Raw genomic sequence first — 14976 nt, forward strand, 5'->3', positions numbered from 1 at the left:
GAGCCGCGCTTTCAGCGCAGAGCGACAAACAGGAGCACGGCCGTCGTCATGGCGGCGGCGGCCCCCGCGGCGACACGCGAGACCCAGCGGCGCGACGGGATCCAGGTCACCTGGGGCCGGGTCACGCCCGCGTAGACGTAATAGACGCGGTTCTGTTCCTCCGCCGGCACCACGCGCGCGAGCGGCAGGTGGCGGATCGAGACCTGCCTGCTCACTTCGCCCCTCCTCTTCACGAGGCTCCGCTCGATAGCGGAACGATGGTGAGCGGCGAGATCCGCGGGCAGCCGGTCCTTCGCCCCCACCACTGCCTCCCGCCACGCGCCCCTGCCCTTGAGCCGTGACCGGATGATCCACGGCGCGCGCGGGGGTGGGGGAGTCACGTCCTCCTCCTCCGGCGCCCGGGTGATCGCCGCGCCCCGCCAGATGGTGAGGCGTCCCTTGCCGGCACATGTGCCGCAGCTCCACCGTCCCCGCCCCTGGCAATGCCCGCACTTCACTTTGCCGTCACCACCGCAGTCGGTGCACAGCGTCCTTCCCCAGCCCAGGCAGCGAGGGCACGCCGTACCGGACGCCTCGCACAGGGCGCAGTCGACGCGTACGCCGGGGCGCTTCACGTTCTGCGGCGCGACGGGTGTCACGGGAGCCTTGCGCGATCCTCCCCGCCCGCGGCACTTGGTGCAGGAAGTGACACTCTTGCAGTCCGTGCACGGCACCTGCGGTTCGCACTGAAGGCGCCCCGTCCCCCTGCAGTCGGTGCACTGCTGCTTGCCGTTGCTGCAGTCGTGGCACGGCACTTCACGGACCGAACCGTCCAGAACGATGTGCACGGTCCCACGCCGGCGAGGATCCTTCGGCGGGTCCTGCCGATAGGCGTCCAGGTCCTCGACGACCGGGCGTCCCGACAGGTCGAACGGCGCCGGGCGGGTCTGCTCGCCCGTCGTCCGCGACTCGATGCAGCGGGTGATGGTGCAGTCGAGAAGAGGCTGGTGCTCGATCCTGGCACTGCTCGCCAGGCGCCGCAGTTCCGTGTCGCCCGAACGTCCCCGGTGCTCGGCGACGGCCGCGAGCACCTCGTCGTCGGGCAGTGCGTCGTTCGATGCGTCGGCCATCGCAGAGTCCCCCTCCACGGTAGCGCCTGGTCACCCGCCGGGCGGCGGCGCCTGTCGTTGCGCAGGGCCCAAGTCTGTCGCAGAGCGCCGATGTCCGGAAGGCCACCACAGCGGCGGGCCGGCCGGCACGCCCCCCGTGTCGCCGCGAGTCCCGGGGTGCGTGGCCACAGTCGGGTCGGGGATCGACGGTGCGCCCGACACCCAACGCACCGCGGGGACTTCTTCACGAAGGAGGCGGCAACCTTCCCACTCGCGGCGACGAACAGTGCAGCAACGGCCCGGACTTCCATCGCCCAGGTCGGTCAAGACGTGTCCTTGTTGATGGCCCCGCCGTTCAGACCATGGGTGAACTGAGTCGTGACGAGCAGTCGCACGGTCCTCTGCGGCCTGTCCTCCCACGCCAGATTGGGCCGGTCGGGATCAACCCACGGCAACGTCACTTCCACAGTGGGGAAGCGGTTCGCGTACTCCTTGATCGCCTTCGCCAGTTCATAGGGCACACGGTGCGGTGCGCCCTTTGTTGCCCTTCGGCGGACCGAAACCGAACTTGCCGTTCACTTTGACGATCTGCCGGACGATTTGGATGTCCTCGCCGTCAACGTCGTCGGGGGATAAGCCGAGCACCTCTCCCTGTCGCAGGACAGCACCCACGGCCAGGTCAACGAGAACGCGGTAGCGCTCCGTCGCTTGCCGCCCGGCCGCCACAGTGTCCTGAGTCCAGGCGAGCGCCTTCGACTTGGGCAGGCGGGGCGCTCGCAGATCGGAATCACGGAACGGATTGGCGGGGATGCGTTTGGCTTTGTGCGCTGCCTGGAGAGTGGATGAGAAGTGCGCCCAGGTGACTACGAGTGTGCCGACCGTCGGTGATCACGTCGCAGGAACGGCGAAGGCCCACTCGATGGGGTTGTCGTTGTGCGCCCCAATGCGCCCATCGTGTGCGCTGTGAGTGCTCTGACGCTGCTGCTTGATCTGGAACTGACTCGCCCGCCGGAGGTTCATCGATCGAGGGCCATCCGGTGGCGTGCCGTCAACTCGGGGGTCTAGCGGTTCGGTTGTGTGAGGTGACAGTCAGGTGAACAGAGAGCAAGTGTTTTCCGCTACGAGCAAGGCCATGGGAGCCGCGACAAGGGTTACGGTCCGAGTCGTCGTGAGGTCTCAGCTCAAGGGAAAGATCGGTGATGTGGCGGCAGAGGCGGCGGGCGAAGCGGCCGGAGCTGCTGCGGGCAGTGTGGTCGAGGATGCTACGAAGGCAACGCTCGACTATGTTGCCGACGATCTGAAGGACGACGCGCAGGAGGTCATGGACGCCTGTGTCGAGGCGGCAGTCGACGGCGTCTCGGCGGTGAAGCAGAGGGTGAAGGATGTCCGTGAGGTCTACGAGACAGTGGCCGCAGCCCCGGATATCGCGAGGTGGGCTGCCGATCGGCAGCTCGGCAAGCTCGAGGATCGCGTTGAGCTCCCGCTCGCTCGAGAAGGGGTAGGGCTTGTGCGCCGTCAGGTGCGTGGCTTCTCAGTGTTCTGAAGGCCTGCCCGACTCGTGCCGACGATGCCATGCCTGGGGTCTGTTCAAGTCCACCGGCGGGATCTGTTACGCCTACCGCGACTGGGCCGGACGCCACTCCGGCGAAGCCGCGTGCACGTCGTGCGAACGTACCGCATCGCTCAACTCGGTAGGCGAGTAGCGTCTGTGCTGGCGTCGGAGCCGGTCCTGGGCGCGCGACCCCCTAATCCTGATCGCCTCGAAGCTGGGAACGGCGGCAATATTTCTTTGCGCACCGCGACTGCGGCGCTATGCCCGCGACAAGGCTCAAGCGACCAAGGGCGGCAAGGGGGCGCGCTACCGCCGACTCCCCGCCAGGAAGGGCATACGCCGTCGCTACACAACTTCGTTTGGATCAGCAGGTGGTGATGCCGGTCGTTCCGGGTGGCAGTCTGGGGCGATGAGACCCTGGAACACCTCCACCGAGGACAACCTGCGGCATCTGCTCAACGAGTGGGATCCGTTGGGCGTCGCTGACGATGTGCAGGACGAGTACGACTGCATGCTCGCCCCTCTCCTCCAGCGGCTCGGTTCCGGCGCCAGCCGGACCGAGATCGGTGAATACCTGCGGCACGAGATGGAAGATCACTTCGGTCTCGACCCTCTGGGCTCGCGGCCGGAAGCAATGGCCGACCGGGTGATGGGCTGGTGGACATCGACCGACCCGGTCGATGGTGTGGCCGGCACATAGCGCTCTTTTCCGACCGTCCGGTCGTTGGGCGGGGCGTGCCGTTGACTGATGCGCAGTGGGCGCGGATCGAGCCGTTGCTTCGGGACCGGGCGCCGAGACGGGTGGCCGCTGGCGGGACCATCGTGAGGTGATCGATGCGAGCGCAACACCGTCTAGCGGTGCGTCAACCGTCTCAAGCAGTGGCGCCGTATCGCCACCCGCTGCGAGAAGACCGCGACCATCTACCTGGCCGGACTCCACATCGCTGGCATCTTCCTCTGGTCCGCCCGGTGATCCAAACGAAATCGCCCAGCCCGGGAGTCTCGGCTCGTAGACGCAGAGACAGTGCCGCCCCGATCATCCGATCGGGCCGGCTTTCTGCTGTAGGCGCGCTGGCGGGAGGACTGAGCCTTGGGAGCCACTGGGGAGTGGGGAGCATTTGGGGAGGGATGCAAACCCTCGGATCAACACTCGTCGGACTCTCGAACGGAACGCATCGGAACTGTTCTGAGCAGGGGATACAAGGTCCACAGGACTCGCCGGTCATGTCGCCGCAGCTGAGGAAAGTTGGCCTGGCAGAACACCGCGTACAACCAGCCGTCGCATCCGAGTTACTTCCTCCGGCGGTGACGATGGGTCCCGGGCCGCGCCGGCGGCCCGGGACGGGGCCGCTCAGGCCGACGCCCCCACCGCGTCGACCAGTTCGGCGAGCGCAGCGGCCAGGGCCTCGAGGCCCGGCCCGGCGGGGCCGCCAGGCTCAGACATGTAGATGTCGCGGCGTATCTCGACCATCAGTGCGCCGACCCGCCGGTCCTTGCCGTAGTGCTTCAGCGGGACGTACGTGCCCGCGAAGGGGCTGTCCTGGCCGGTGCCGCCGAAGCCCGAGAACGCCTTCCGCGCCGCGGCGAGCAGCTCCGGCGGCGTGTGGAAGGAGTCCGTGCCGAGGCAGATCGGGGGCCGGGGGCCATCGCCGTGCAGCTCGTAGGGGAGGGCCTCGGTCGGGTACGAGTGCACGTCGATCACGACCGCCCGCCCCACGGCGTCCAGCCGGGCGTCCACGGCGTCGGTCACGGCCCGCGCGTACGGAACGAAGTAGTCCGCGATCAGCGCCGCCGGGTCGAAGCCGGACGGGCGAAGCCGTTCCCGGTGAGTGGTCCGCGTGTAGACGGCGCCCATGCCGACGGCCAGCATCTCCTCCCGCTCGTCGGGGAAGCGCTCGGGGTCCACGACAAGACGCGAGAGCCCATTGACGAAACGCCAGGGCGCGACGGTCGCGGACGCGGCGGCGATCTCGGCGATCTCGGCCGTGTGGGAGTCGGTGATGTGGTCGAGCTCCGTCTGGAGCGCCGCGTCGTCAAGCACGATGCCGGCGCGTACACCGTCGGGCACGGCCCGGGCGGAGTGAGGGACGTGCAGGATCACGGGAGAGTCGGCCGCCCCGGGCAGGAGCTGGTAGGAGGCCGGGGTGCTGGTGTCGTTCACGTGGTTCCTTGCCGTGGTGGTTCGAACTCGGGGAGGCAGCGCGCCTCTCCGCCACGGAGACACCCGGTCGCCGTGACGCGCGGACGATCTCCACCGACTTTAACGGCGGGGTCCGACAACCACCTTTGGGGCCCAGCGCCGGGCCGTGCGGCCCGCCCACGAGAGAGCCGGCGTGGGCGGCCCGCAATCCGGTGGAGGTGCGTGCCGGCGACGGACATGATGGGCCGCATGACTCACCTCCCCCTTCCTGTAGAGGCCTTGATCGTGGTCGACGTCCAGTCGGCGTTCGTCACCGGCGACGGCGCCGTCCCTGACGCGGCCCGCTTGGTGGACCGGACGACCGACCTGATAGCCCGGGCGCGGAAGAGCGGGGCGCTCGTCGTCCACCTGCAGAACGACGGGCCCACCGGGTCGGAGGACGAACCGCACACCCCGGGTTGGGAACTCCACCACCCTGTCCTGAACGGCCCCACAGAGGTCGTGATCCGCAAACCGCAGGACGACGGCTTCGCACGGACGTCGCTGGGCAGCCTGCTCACCGACTCGGGCGTGAAGTCGATCGCCGTCTGCGGTGTGATGTCGGAGATGTGCGTCCAGGCGACCGCGCGCACGGCCCTTGCGCTCGGCTACCGGGTCGTCCTGCCGCACGACGCGCATGCGACGCAGAACATCCCGGCCGCGCCCGGCATCAGCGACGCGATTCCCGCCGCGACGGTCTCGCGGGTCGCCGAGTGGGCCCTCGGGAGCGACGTCGAGATCACGGCACACGCGTCGGACGTGCACTTCGCGGCCGTGCCTCCCCACGGGCCTCGGTGACGCCCGCGCCCCATAGGCAACGGCCCGGTCGGCCCACGCCCTCACAAGGCGGGACACCCCGGACGGCCGCGCCCGTGCCGTGTGGGGATCGCCGTCGGCGCCGCGTTGTCAGTGGGGTGGGCTTGTATGGGCGCATGACTGTTCATGACGTCGCGGCCGCGCTGCCCGCCATTCCCGACCTGCTGAAGTTGTGCCGTTCGATCGCCATGGCGGAAGCCGTGCTGAACCAGGGCGATTACCGGTACTACACCTTCGACGCAGCATGGTCGGAAACGGAAGAGGTCTTCGCCATGCGCAACGGCAGCGGGGACGAGTTCGACATCGTGTTCTCGCCCGCGGGCGTGTACGTCCGCGGCTTCGACCACGAGTCGCCGATGAGCCCGTACGCAGAAGACGCGGTCTGGCCGGGCGTGCTCGACGACGTGCCCGACGTGTTCCGCGAGTGCGTCGAGGAGCCGGCCTTCATGGACGAGGACATGCCCAGAGTGACCTTCTGCCTGTGGCGCCGGACGGGCGACGACCGCTGGCACGCGGGCCGGATCGACTTCCCCGACGACGGTGACGACCCCGACGGCTCCGGGTGGATGTTCGACCTGCCCGTCGACCCGAGCCCGGAGGCGTTCCAGTCGTTCGCCGAGGACTACTACGAACGGCCCGTCGACCTGGTCGCCGTGCGCCGCATATACGAGCAGCGGCCGTTGACCCAGGACCTGGTGGAGCGTCTGAACCCGGCCGCTTCCTTCGACCAGGCCGTGAAGGAGGCGAAGGAGATGGGCTACCCGGTCTGACGGCCCGACCGGCTCGGGCGTCGCCCGCGCCGAGGGGTACACCGCAGCGCGGGTGCTGCGCCCGCCCGCGTTCGGCTTCGGGTCACCATTGGGTGATGAGCGGCGCGTCCGGTTCGTGCCGCCGCCAGGCTTCGGTGACCCGTGCGATGCGGGCCGGGGCGGCGATGCCGCGCACGGTCGCGATCTTGCCGTCGACGATGTCGAACGTCACGGTGCCGACGACTCGGTCGCCGACCACGAAGAGGATGCCCGGGGAGCCGTTGAGGGCCGCGTAGTGCACGGCAGGCGTGCCCCCGGCGAATCGCCGTTTGGCGGGGGTGGGTTTGAAGCCGGCCCGTGCGACGGCGGCGACACGCTGCGGAGTGTCGAACAGCAGCAGCCTCTCGGCCAGTCCGGCGCCGTCGGAGATCGCCGTCGCGTCGTCGGTGAGCAGCGCCACCAGCCGTTCGGTGCGGCCAGAGGAGGCCGCGGCGAGGAATTCCTCGACGATCCTGCGGGCTGACGCCTCGTCGACTTCGCGGCCACCGCGGCGGCGCGCCGCGGTGATGCGGCGCCGGGCCCGGTGGAGGTGCTGCTGGCTTGCCGACTCGGTCATGTCGAGGATCTCGGCGATCTCGGCGTGACTGTGGGAGAACGCTTCACGCAGGAGGTAGACGGCCCGCTCGAGAGGTGACAGGCGTTCCATGAGAGTCAGCACGGCCAGGGAGACCGATTCACGCTGCTCGAAAGTGTCGGCGGGGCCGAGCATGGGGTCGCCGTCGAGGAGTGGTTCGGGCAGCCAGGCGCCGACGCTGCGTTCGCGGCGGGCCTGTGCCGAGCGGAGCCGGTCGAGGCACAGATTGGTGACGACCTTCGTCAGCCATGCCTCCGGCACCTTGATCAGCTGTCGGTCGGCGGCCTGCCAGTGCAGGAACGCGTCCTGCACGACGTCCTCGGCGTCCGTGGCGGAGCCGAGCAGCCGGTACGCCAACGAGGCCAGCCGGTTCCGGCCGGCCTCGAACCGATCGGTGTCGAAGCGATCAGTGGCGGTGCTGTCCACGCGCACCACCCTAGGCGGCCACGCGCCGGTCGATGGTCGCATTCGGTGCGGCGGCCAGGCGGTTCTTGCGCCTGGGCACGTAGAAGGTCGGGTGCGCGATGCTCCACAGCGACATCTTGAGGATGCCCGCCTTGATCCGCGCGGCCTTCCGGCCGCTCACGTACTTCGCCTTTGCCCGCGCCTCGTCGTCGACCATCTGCAGGATGCCGTCCCGCCGGCCGAGGCTGATGTGGTTGCCCAGGTAGAACAGCTTGACGTTCGCGACCTTGCGGCCGGTCAGGCGTCCCACGATCGCCGCCGTCGCCTGCTGGCCGGTGGAGCCGGCCGAGGCGCAGGACATCGGCAGCGGCCGGCCGTTGTCGCCGACGGCGTAGGAGCTGTCACCGGCGGCGTAGACGTTCGGGTGCGACACCGACCGCATGGTGCGATCGACGACGATCCGACCGTTCTCTGTTACCTCCAGCCCGCTGGTGGCGGCGATGGGGTGGACCGTGAATCCGGCCGTCCACACGGTCGCGTCGGACGCGAGGACGGTGCCGTCGGCGCACAGCACCCGCGTGGCTTCGACGGCTTCGACGCCGGTGTGCTCCAGGACGGTGATGCCCAGCCGGTCGCATGCCCCGCGCAGGTGGCTGCGGGCTCCCGGGGAGAGTGGTGCGCCCAGCTCGCCGCGGGCGATCAGCGTCACCGACAGGCCGGGCCGGGACTCGGCGATCTCGGTGGCCGTCTCGATGCCGGTCAGCCCGTCGCCGACGACCAGCACACTCCCGCCTTCGCGCCGCCTGCCCAGGCTGTCCAGGCGCTCGCGCAGACGCAGCGCCGCGGGCCGGCCGGCGACGTCGAAGGTGTGCTCGGCCACGCCGGGAACGCCGTGGTCGGCGACGTGGCTGCCGAGCGCGTAGAGAAGTGTGTCGTAGCCGATCTCGCCGCCGCCGCCCGCATCGGCCACGGAGACGACCTGGCGCTCGGGGTCGACGGTGGTGACACGGGCCACGCGCAGCCGTATCCCCGTACCCGCGAAGAGGTCGGCGAGCTTCGGAGCCTCGATCTCCTGTCCGGCCGCGAGCTGGTGCAGCCGCAGCCGCTGGACGAAGTCCGGCTCGGCGTTGACCACGGTGATCTCGGTGTCCGCCGGGGCCAGCCGGCGGGCCAGGTTCCCGGCCGCGTAGGCCCCGGCATAGCCGGCGCCGAGGACGACGATGCGGTGCTTCATGTGTCGCTCCTGTCGGTTCACTTGCTCCTTGTGAGTTGAGCGGAACGGCGACCTGATTCCTGACAGGAATATCTTGTGACGTGGGTCACAGGTCGGCGGGGGGGGCGCCGCCCGGCGATGCTCGCGACGCCGAGGTGGCGCGGTCAAAGGCCGGGCTGAACGAGGCGATCCGACCTGTCACCGTCGAAATCGACGTCATGCTCGTCGGGAGGAACGACGTCTGTCGGGGACTGCCACGCCCATGCGGGGCGTTCAGCGGTCGCCGCGCGTGCTTCGTCCCCGTAGTGAGGACAGGACCAGGCGTCCGTAGCGGGTGGTGAGCACCAGTGCTGTTGCCGCCAGGGCGCCGATCAGGGCGACGGCGAGGGCGGTGAGGCCCTGGGCGCCCAGGACCTGGAGGATGCTCAGGGCCGTGCCCAGAGGCAGACCCAGGATCGTCAGGACGCCGAGCGCACCGGCGATCTGCTGGCTCTCCTGGGTCTGAACCAGCCGGGCGTAGTCGGCCGCCTCGGCCAGGATCTCGTCGAACCTGGCAGGCAGCCGGTGCTGGACCTGGAACGTCAGCAGCAATTCATTGGCCGGGCCGTGGGCCGTGAGGTGCTGGCGCCAGTAGGTACTGCGGAAGGTGGCGATGTGCCGTTCCAGGTCGGACACCCGGCGGGCCAGCTCGGGGCCGTCGAAGACGCCGGACAGGCCGTCGGTGAGCTCGTCGATGTGGTCGCGCTGGATGGTGCCGAGGAGCAGGGCGTCGAGGTAGACGGTGCGGGAGTGCAACTCGGCGAAGGCGTAGAAGTCGCTGCCGCCCGGGTCGGCCCGGTGGCCGAGGAACGCGGCACCGTGTCGCAGTACGAGGGCGCTCCAGTCGGCGGATATCCGCAGTGCGTGCTCGGTCCGCCGGGGCCACTCCTCCAGCGGCGTGGGGAAGTCGGCTGCCGTCGACCGTGAGGCGAGGGACCACAGCCACCGGTCGGCGCTCTCCGGCAGCCGGCCCTCGGTGTCCCGCAACGCGGGCGTGTGGTGAACGTCGGGCGTCAGGAACGCAACCGTGTACGGGCGGGCGATCGCGAAGGGCGCGGAAACCCCACGCGGCGTCGCGATGCCGTCGAGCAGGGCGGCGGGGGACAGGGGACCGTCGAGGGGGTCCGGTACGGCGGTGTCGCGTCGGCCGATCGCACGCAGAGTCTCCAGCAGTGCGGGGCCCTCGACGTCGAAGTGGAGGACGGCGAGCGCATGGTCCGGATGCCGGGCGGTGGCGGTACGCAGCAGCTCGGCGCCCTTCAGACGCAGCGCCTCGTGCCGTACGTCCATGAACCGGTGCCAGCGGCAAGGCCGTTCCGGGGTCCCGTACAGGGCACGCGCGGCGGCCGGCGTGAAGTACGTCTCCCGGGTAGCGGCGTCGGTGCGGCGGCTGCCCAGGTCGAAGGGTATGGGCCCGACCTGCCACAGGGGGCGGGCGGTGAGCCGGACCGGCACGATGACGACGAGGGTCTGGCGGACGCCGATGAGGGAACCGAGATCCGTGGCCAACGCGGGAACGCCTCCGATACGGGAACCGGTGATCATTGCGGGCGGGGCTCAGAATACGGGTGGCACGGGGTGGACGTCCCCGGTCGGGCGAGCGACTCATAGGACCCAATCCCATTGCGGAGGGCGACGGTTGATCGCGCGGCGATCAACCGTACGTTCGCTCGGCGGCCCGCCCCTTCGGCTTCGTGACGAGGACCAGCGGATCCTCCTCCCACCGCCCCGCCCCCGACCGGTCCTCTCCGCCGGCGTTCGGTCCCCCGCGGCGGCGTTCATGCGGCGCCCACCGCGAACGGTCCGCCCTCGCGGAAGGCCAGCTCGGCGAAGCGTTCGCCCATGCGGCGGTGTGTCGCGGCGTCCGGATGGAGCTGGTCGGGCAGCGGTAGGTCGTCGAAGTCCGCCTCGCCGTAGAGCTCGCGGCCGTCGAGGTGGTGCAGGTGCGGGTCGTCGGCCGCCCGCTGTCGCACGATGCGGGCCAGTTCCGCCCTGATGACGTTGAGCGTCAGTTTTCCCGCGGCGCGCTCCGCCGGGTCGCCCGCCGCCAGCAACCGCAGCTTCCCGGCGCTGAGTTCGCTGAAGTCGGGGAGGCTGGGACCCGGGGTGTCCTCATGGATGGGGCAGTACAGGGGCGAGACGACCAGCAGCGGCGTGGTGGGATGCCCCTCGCGGATCGTGTCGAGGAAGCCGTGCACCGCGGGGGTGAAGGCCCGAAGGCGCATCAGGTCGGTGTTGACCAGGTTGATGCCGATCTTGACACTGATCAGGTCGGCCGGGGTGTCCCGCATGGCGCGGGCGGTGAACGGGTCGAGCAGGGCGCCGCCGCCCAGACCGAGGTTGGTCAGCTCCACACCGGCGCGCAGTGCGGCCAGCGCCGGCCAGGTCGTCGTCGGGCTCTCGGCGTCGGAGCCGTGGCTGATCGAACTGCCGTGGTGCAGCCACGCCCTGCGGCCCCGGTCGGGAACGGGCTCGACGGGGGCGTCGGTGCGCAGGGCCACCAGCAGGGTGATCTCGTTGTACGGCAGCCAGATCTCGATGTCCTTCTCCTGGTCCGGCAGTCCGGTGAAGCGGACGGTGCCGACCGGGCCGGGCCGGCTCTCCACCGACCCGGTGGCCATGTCGGTCATGAGGACGTTGCCGCCGGTGACACTGGCGCGCCCGGCCGGCCGGCCGTCGACGAGCAGGTCGTACACGCCGTCGGGGCGGGGCGGAGCGCCCTCGTAGGCCACCTTGGTGCGCAGGGCGTCCAGTTCCACGGCGGTGGCCCGGGTACGGAACACAACCCGTACGCCGGAAGGTTGGGACTCCGCCATGGCCACCTGGCCGTCGGGGAACTGCGCCCGGGCCCGGGCGGGCAGCCGGTGGGGGAGCAGGCCCTGCTCGGTGCGCTCCAGATCGAGCGCACCGCGCACCAGGTCCGCGGTGAGGGGTGTGGTGACCCACCCCGTCGGACGGGACGCGGAGGGGGCGGCGGGGACGGCGGGGCGGGGGTCGGGCCGGTGGTTCATGTCCTCAGCCTGTCAACCGGAATCCGGATACGCACATTCTTTTGCCGTGTCGCCCGGCTCGGCGGCCCCGCCTCGGCCCGTGGCGGGGCCCGAACCTCAGGTTCGGGCCCCGGGGCGTCACCGCGCGCGGATCCCGAGGAAGCGCTGCCACCAGGCGGCACGCGGCGGCGCGACGTCGGCCGCCACCGGCATCGGCGGCCGGACCGGCGCGACGGCCGTCGGCAGCGGCTGCGCCTTGGCCGGCGTGCTCGGTTCCGGTGCCTCCACGGCCCCACTGCGACGCGGGGTGAAGCGTGCGGGCAGGCTGTTCAGCCGGGTGGAGACGAGCGAGGAGGTGAAGTCCAGCTCAGCCTCCGACACGGCGAGTTCGATGTCGGGGAGCCGTGCCAGCAGTGTGTCGATGCCGGTGTCGGCGATGGCCCGGCCGATGTCCTGGCCGGGGCACTCGTGCGGACCGGCGCTGAACGCCAGATGCGAACGGTTGCCGTGCACGGGCGCATTCAGGTCGGGCCGGATCTCCGGATCGACGTTGCCGGCCGCCAGGCCGAGCATCACCATGTCGCCCGCCCGGATGACCTGGTCACCCAGCTTGGTGTCCCGTCGCGCCCAGCGGAAGGCGCCGACCGACATGGGCGGAGCGTCCCACATGACCTGGTCCAGGGCGTCCGGCAGAGTCAGGGAACCACCGGAGAGGCTCGCGCGGAAGCGCCGGTCGGTCATGACCGTCCGCAGCGTGTTCGCCATCAGGTTGGTCGTGTTCTCGTGTGCGGCCACGATGGCGTGGCGCAGGTGCTCCATCACCTCCTGGTCGCTGAGCTTCGACTCATGGGCCAGGAGCCAGCTCGCGAGGTCGTCACCGGGGGCGGCCTTCTTCCGCTCCACCAGGTCGGACATGAGGGAGACGACGTACTCGTTGCTCTGCAGCGCCGTCTCTGTGCCCTTGACCATGTTGCGCACGGCCGTACCGAGGGGGAGCGCGTCCTCGTCGCGCACGCCCATCTGGCGCGCGAGGACCAGGACCGACAGCTTCTCCGCGAAATCGGTGACGAGGTCCGCCCGGCCGGTGCGGGAGAACGAGTCGACCAGCTGCTGGGTGTGCCGGACGACGTAGCGGCGAATGCCGTGGCGGTTGAACTTGCCCAGACTCTCCGTCACCGCCGCCCGCAGCCGCGCGTGTTCCGGGTCGTCCGCGAAGACGAGCAGCGGCTGCCAGGCCGTGATCGGCAGGAGTGGCGAATCGGCCGACAACTGCACGTTCCAGATACGGGAGTCGCACGACCACAGCGACGGGCTGCGCATGACGTCGAGGTTCTCCCTGTGCCCGAGGACGAACCACGCGGGTACGTCACCGGGGAGCAGCACGGGCGCCACCTGGCCGTGCTCGCGGCGCATTCTCTCGTAGAGGGCGTACGGTGCGTCCGCCTCGGGCCCGTACAGGCGCTGCCGTCCGTCCAGGCCGTGGGCGTGCGCGGGGCACTGAGGGGGCGGGACGGTGCCAGGCGTTCCGGTGCCGTCTGCATACGGGATGGTCACGAGGCCCTCCGAGGGCGACTGCTTGCGGTCAACGTGATGCCCCAGCCGCCCTTTCAACCCGTGAGTGACACCCCTCCGCGTCCTGGCGAGCGGCGGCCTCTCGGTACGCGCGTCGCTGTGGCACCGAGGCGGTGCGCTGCCTCCGCGTGAGGCGTCCTCTTCGAAGGATCGAGAAGCGGGAAGCGTCCGCAGCATACGCTTCTTGACCCCCAGTCAGCACAACATCACATAACACCACAGGTGCCGCATGGGGGTGTTGCCCTCCTTGTGGCGCCCTCGCGCCGAACCGCTGCGGATGGTGTGATCAGGCCAGGTCATCCCCAGGACGGCCGACCGCAAAGAGCAAGAGAGGACCCCCTTATGTCAGTTGAAGAGCTGGGCAGAGCCGAATCGGTCATCACCCGCGCCCCTGGCGCAGTACCTCTTCTGGGGCATGCGCTCACGTTGTGGCGCGACCCGCTCAAGTTCGTGCAGTCGCTCCGCGGTCACGGCGATGTGGTCCGCGTGGACCTGGGGCGCTTGCCGGTGTATGTGGCCACCACACCCGAACTCGTGCACGAGATCACCGTGGCCCAGGCCCGCAGCTTCGAGAAGGGAAGGTTCTTCGACAGGCTGCGCCCTCTCGCGGGCAACGGCCTGGCGAACGCCGACGGCGAACTGCACCGCCGGCACAGGCGGATGGTCCAGCCGATGTTCTCGAAGGAGCGCATACACGGCTACTCCCACACCATGCGCCGCAATGCAGAGGCGATGGCCGACTCGTGGGCGCCCGGCAGTGTGGTCGACATCCAGCAGGCGATGGCCGCTTACGCCATCGAGACGCTCGCCGACACGATGTTCTCGACCGAGATGGGCATGCCGGCCGTCGACGCCGTGCGCAAGAACCTCCCCGTACTTTTGAAGAATCTCCTCATACGGGCGGCCTCGCCCAAGTTCCTCGACCGGCTTCCGATCCGGGCGAACCGGGACTTCGACAGGGCCGCCGCCCAACTGCGCTCGGTGATCGACGAGGTGGTGGCCCAAGCACGCCGCGACGGACAGACCGACCGGTCCGACCTCCTCACCCTGCTGCTCGCCGCCCAGGACGAGGACAGTGGGCAGGGGCTGACCGACACGGAGGTCAGGGACGAGCTGAGCACCGTGATGTTCGCGGGCGCGGAGACGACCGCGTCCGCTCTGGCCTGGGCGTTCCACGAGCTCGTCGCCCGCCCCGACATCGAGGAGAAGATCGTCGCCGAGATCCGGTCCGTCGTGGCGGAGGGGCCGGTCACGATCGACCACGTCCCGCGGCTGACGAGCATCCGCCGGGTCCTCGACGAGGTGCTGCGGCTGCACGGGGTCACCCTGCTGATGCGCCGGACCACCGTGCCGGTGCAACTCGGTCGGCACCGGCTCCCCGCCGGGACAGAGGTCGCGTTCAGTCTCTACGCCCTGCACCGGGACCCTGCCGTCTACGACGACGCCGCGTCGTTCGACCCCGACCGATGGCTTCCTGAGCGGCGAGCGGCCGTCCCCCGTCACGCCTACGTCCCGTTCGGCGCAGGCAACCGCAAGTGCATAGGGGACCAGTTCGTCTGGACCGAGGCGACGATCGCCATAGCGACCGTCCTGCAGCGATGGAAGCTGAGCCCCGCGCCCGGACACACGCCCAAGGAGGTCGCCTCCGCCGTCGTGCACGCGGACCGCCTCCCCATGACAGTAAGTCCCCGGGACTGACCGGGCGACGGCCGGCATGCGGTGGTCGTCGCGACCGTCGG

The 14976-nt window shown here is 70.1% G+C and carries 13 protein-coding genes and 1 pseudogene; 6 read left to right on the forward strand and 8 right to left on the reverse strand.

The window, feature by feature from the left end:
• Positions 1-11: 11 nt before the first annotated feature.
• Complete coding sequence (locus MDN94_RS21910) at positions 12-1109, reverse strand: hypothetical protein (protein ID WP_482727578.1); 1098 nt, start codon at positions 1107-1109, stop codon at positions 12-14.
• Between the two features lie 302 nt (positions 1110-1411).
• Positions 1412-1609 (reverse strand): hypothetical protein, encoded by a 198-nt coding sequence (locus MDN94_RS21915; RefSeq protein ID WP_482727579.1) that lies wholly within the window; start codon positions 1607-1609, stop codon positions 1412-1414.
• A gap of 572 nt (positions 1610-2181) precedes the next feature.
• On the opposite strand from MDN94_RS21915, the gene MDN94_RS21920 reads away from it, so the two are divergent.
• The 3 genes and pseudogenes from MDN94_RS21920 to MDN94_RS21930 all read left to right on the forward strand — a co-directional run.
• Entirely contained in the window at positions 2182-2631 is a 450-nt protein-coding gene (locus MDN94_RS21920; RefSeq protein WP_482727580.1) for a hypothetical protein, read from the forward strand.
• A 418-nt stretch (positions 2632-3049) separates the two neighbouring features.
• Positions 3050-3340: a hypothetical protein gene (locus MDN94_RS21925; protein ID WP_482727581.1), complete on the forward strand. Its 291-nt coding sequence runs from the start codon at positions 3050-3052 to the stop codon at positions 3338-3340.
• A pseudogene (locus tag MDN94_RS21930) lies at positions 3337-3476 on the forward strand (transposase); the annotation flags it as partial. The gene MDN94_RS21925 and the pseudogene MDN94_RS21930, both read left to right, overlap by 4 nt.
• A 515-nt stretch (positions 3477-3991) precedes the next feature.
• On the opposite strand, the gene MDN94_RS21935 reads toward MDN94_RS21930, so the two are convergent.
• Positions 3992-4801, reverse strand: coding sequence for an N-formylglutamate amidohydrolase (locus tag MDN94_RS21935; RefSeq protein ID WP_482727582.1), 810 nt, complete (start codon positions 4799-4801; stop codon positions 3992-3994).
• A gap of 228 nt (positions 4802-5029) precedes the next feature.
• Here MDN94_RS21935 and MDN94_RS21940 point away from each other — a divergent pair, with 228 nt between their 5' ends.
• Both MDN94_RS21940 and MDN94_RS21945 read left to right on the forward strand, forming a co-directional pair.
• The gene (locus tag MDN94_RS21940) at positions 5030-5617 is read left to right on the forward strand and encodes an isochorismatase family protein (RefSeq protein ID WP_482727583.1); all 588 of its coding nucleotides are present in this window, start codon (positions 5030-5032) and stop codon (positions 5615-5617) included.
• 134 nt (positions 5618-5751) lie between these two features.
• Positions 5752-6405, forward strand: coding sequence for a hypothetical protein (locus MDN94_RS21945; RefSeq protein WP_482727584.1), 654 nt, complete (start codon positions 5752-5754; stop codon positions 6403-6405).
• Positions 6406-6487: 82 nt separating this feature from the next.
• On the opposite strand, the gene MDN94_RS21950 is transcribed toward MDN94_RS21945, so the two are convergent.
• From MDN94_RS21950 to MDN94_RS21970, 5 genes are all read right to left on the reverse strand, one after another.
• Positions 6488-7444, reverse strand: coding sequence for a sigma-70 family RNA polymerase sigma factor (locus MDN94_RS21950; RefSeq protein WP_482727585.1), 957 nt, complete (start codon positions 7442-7444; stop codon positions 6488-6490).
• A 10-nt stretch (positions 7445-7454) separates the two neighbouring features.
• On the reverse strand, positions 7455-8657 hold the full coding sequence (locus tag MDN94_RS21955; protein ID WP_482727586.1) for an NAD(P)/FAD-dependent oxidoreductase: 1203 nt from the start codon (positions 8655-8657) through the stop codon (positions 7455-7457).
• Between the two features lie 252 nt (positions 8658-8909).
• A complete protein-coding gene (locus MDN94_RS21960) occupies positions 8910-10220 on the reverse strand; it encodes a hypothetical protein (RefSeq protein ID WP_482727587.1) in 1311 nt (436 codons plus the stop codon).
• Positions 10221-10453: 233 nt separating this feature from the next.
• Complete coding sequence (locus tag MDN94_RS21965) at positions 10454-11686, reverse strand: GDSL-type esterase/lipase family protein (protein WP_482727588.1); 1233 nt, start codon at positions 11684-11686, stop codon at positions 10454-10456.
• 117 nt (positions 11687-11803) lie between these two features.
• On the reverse strand, positions 11804-13219 hold the full coding sequence (locus MDN94_RS21970; RefSeq protein WP_482727589.1) for a cytochrome P450: 1416 nt from the start codon (positions 13217-13219) through the stop codon (positions 11804-11806).
• A 360-nt stretch (positions 13220-13579) separates the two neighbouring features.
• On the opposite strand from MDN94_RS21970, the gene MDN94_RS21975 reads away from it, so the two are divergent.
• On the forward strand, positions 13580-14935 hold the full coding sequence (locus MDN94_RS21975; RefSeq protein ID WP_482727590.1) for a cytochrome P450: 1356 nt from the start codon (positions 13580-13582) through the stop codon (positions 14933-14935).
• The last annotated feature ends 41 nt before the right edge of the window (positions 14936-14976 follow it).

The organism is Streptomyces sp. WAC00040 (assembly GCF_056835925.1).

What these genes read in the sequence shown, in the direction of transcription:
- MDN94_RS21910 (WP_482727578.1), bottom strand. Translation starts at nt 1,109, where the DNA reads ATGGCCGACGCATCGAACGACGCACTGCCCGACGACGAGGTGCTCGCG.
- MDN94_RS21925 (WP_482727581.1), top strand. Translation starts at nt 3,050, where the DNA reads ATGAGACCCTGGAACACCTCCACCGAGGACAACCTGCGGCATCTGCTC.
- MDN94_RS21940 (WP_482727583.1), top strand. Translation starts at nt 5,030, where the DNA reads ATGACTCACCTCCCCCTTCCTGTAGAGGCCTTGATCGTGGTCGACGTC.
- MDN94_RS21945 (WP_482727584.1), top strand. Translation starts at nt 5,752, where the DNA reads ATGACTGTTCATGACGTCGCGGCCGCGCTGCCCGCCATTCCCGACCTG.
- MDN94_RS21955 (WP_482727586.1), bottom strand. Translation starts at nt 8,657, where the DNA reads ATGAAGCACCGCATCGTCGTCCTCGGCGCCGGCTATGCCGGGGCCTAC.
- MDN94_RS21960 (WP_482727587.1), bottom strand. Translation starts at nt 10,220, where the DNA reads ATGATCACCGGTTCCCGTATCGGAGGCGTTCCCGCGTTGGCCACGGAT.
- MDN94_RS21965 (WP_482727588.1), bottom strand. Translation starts at nt 11,686, where the DNA reads ATGAACCACCGGCCCGACCCCCGCCCCGCCGTCCCCGCCGCCCCCTCC.
- MDN94_RS21975 (WP_482727590.1), top strand. Translation starts at nt 13,580, where the DNA reads ATGTCAGTTGAAGAGCTGGGCAGAGCCGAATCGGTCATCACCCGCGCC.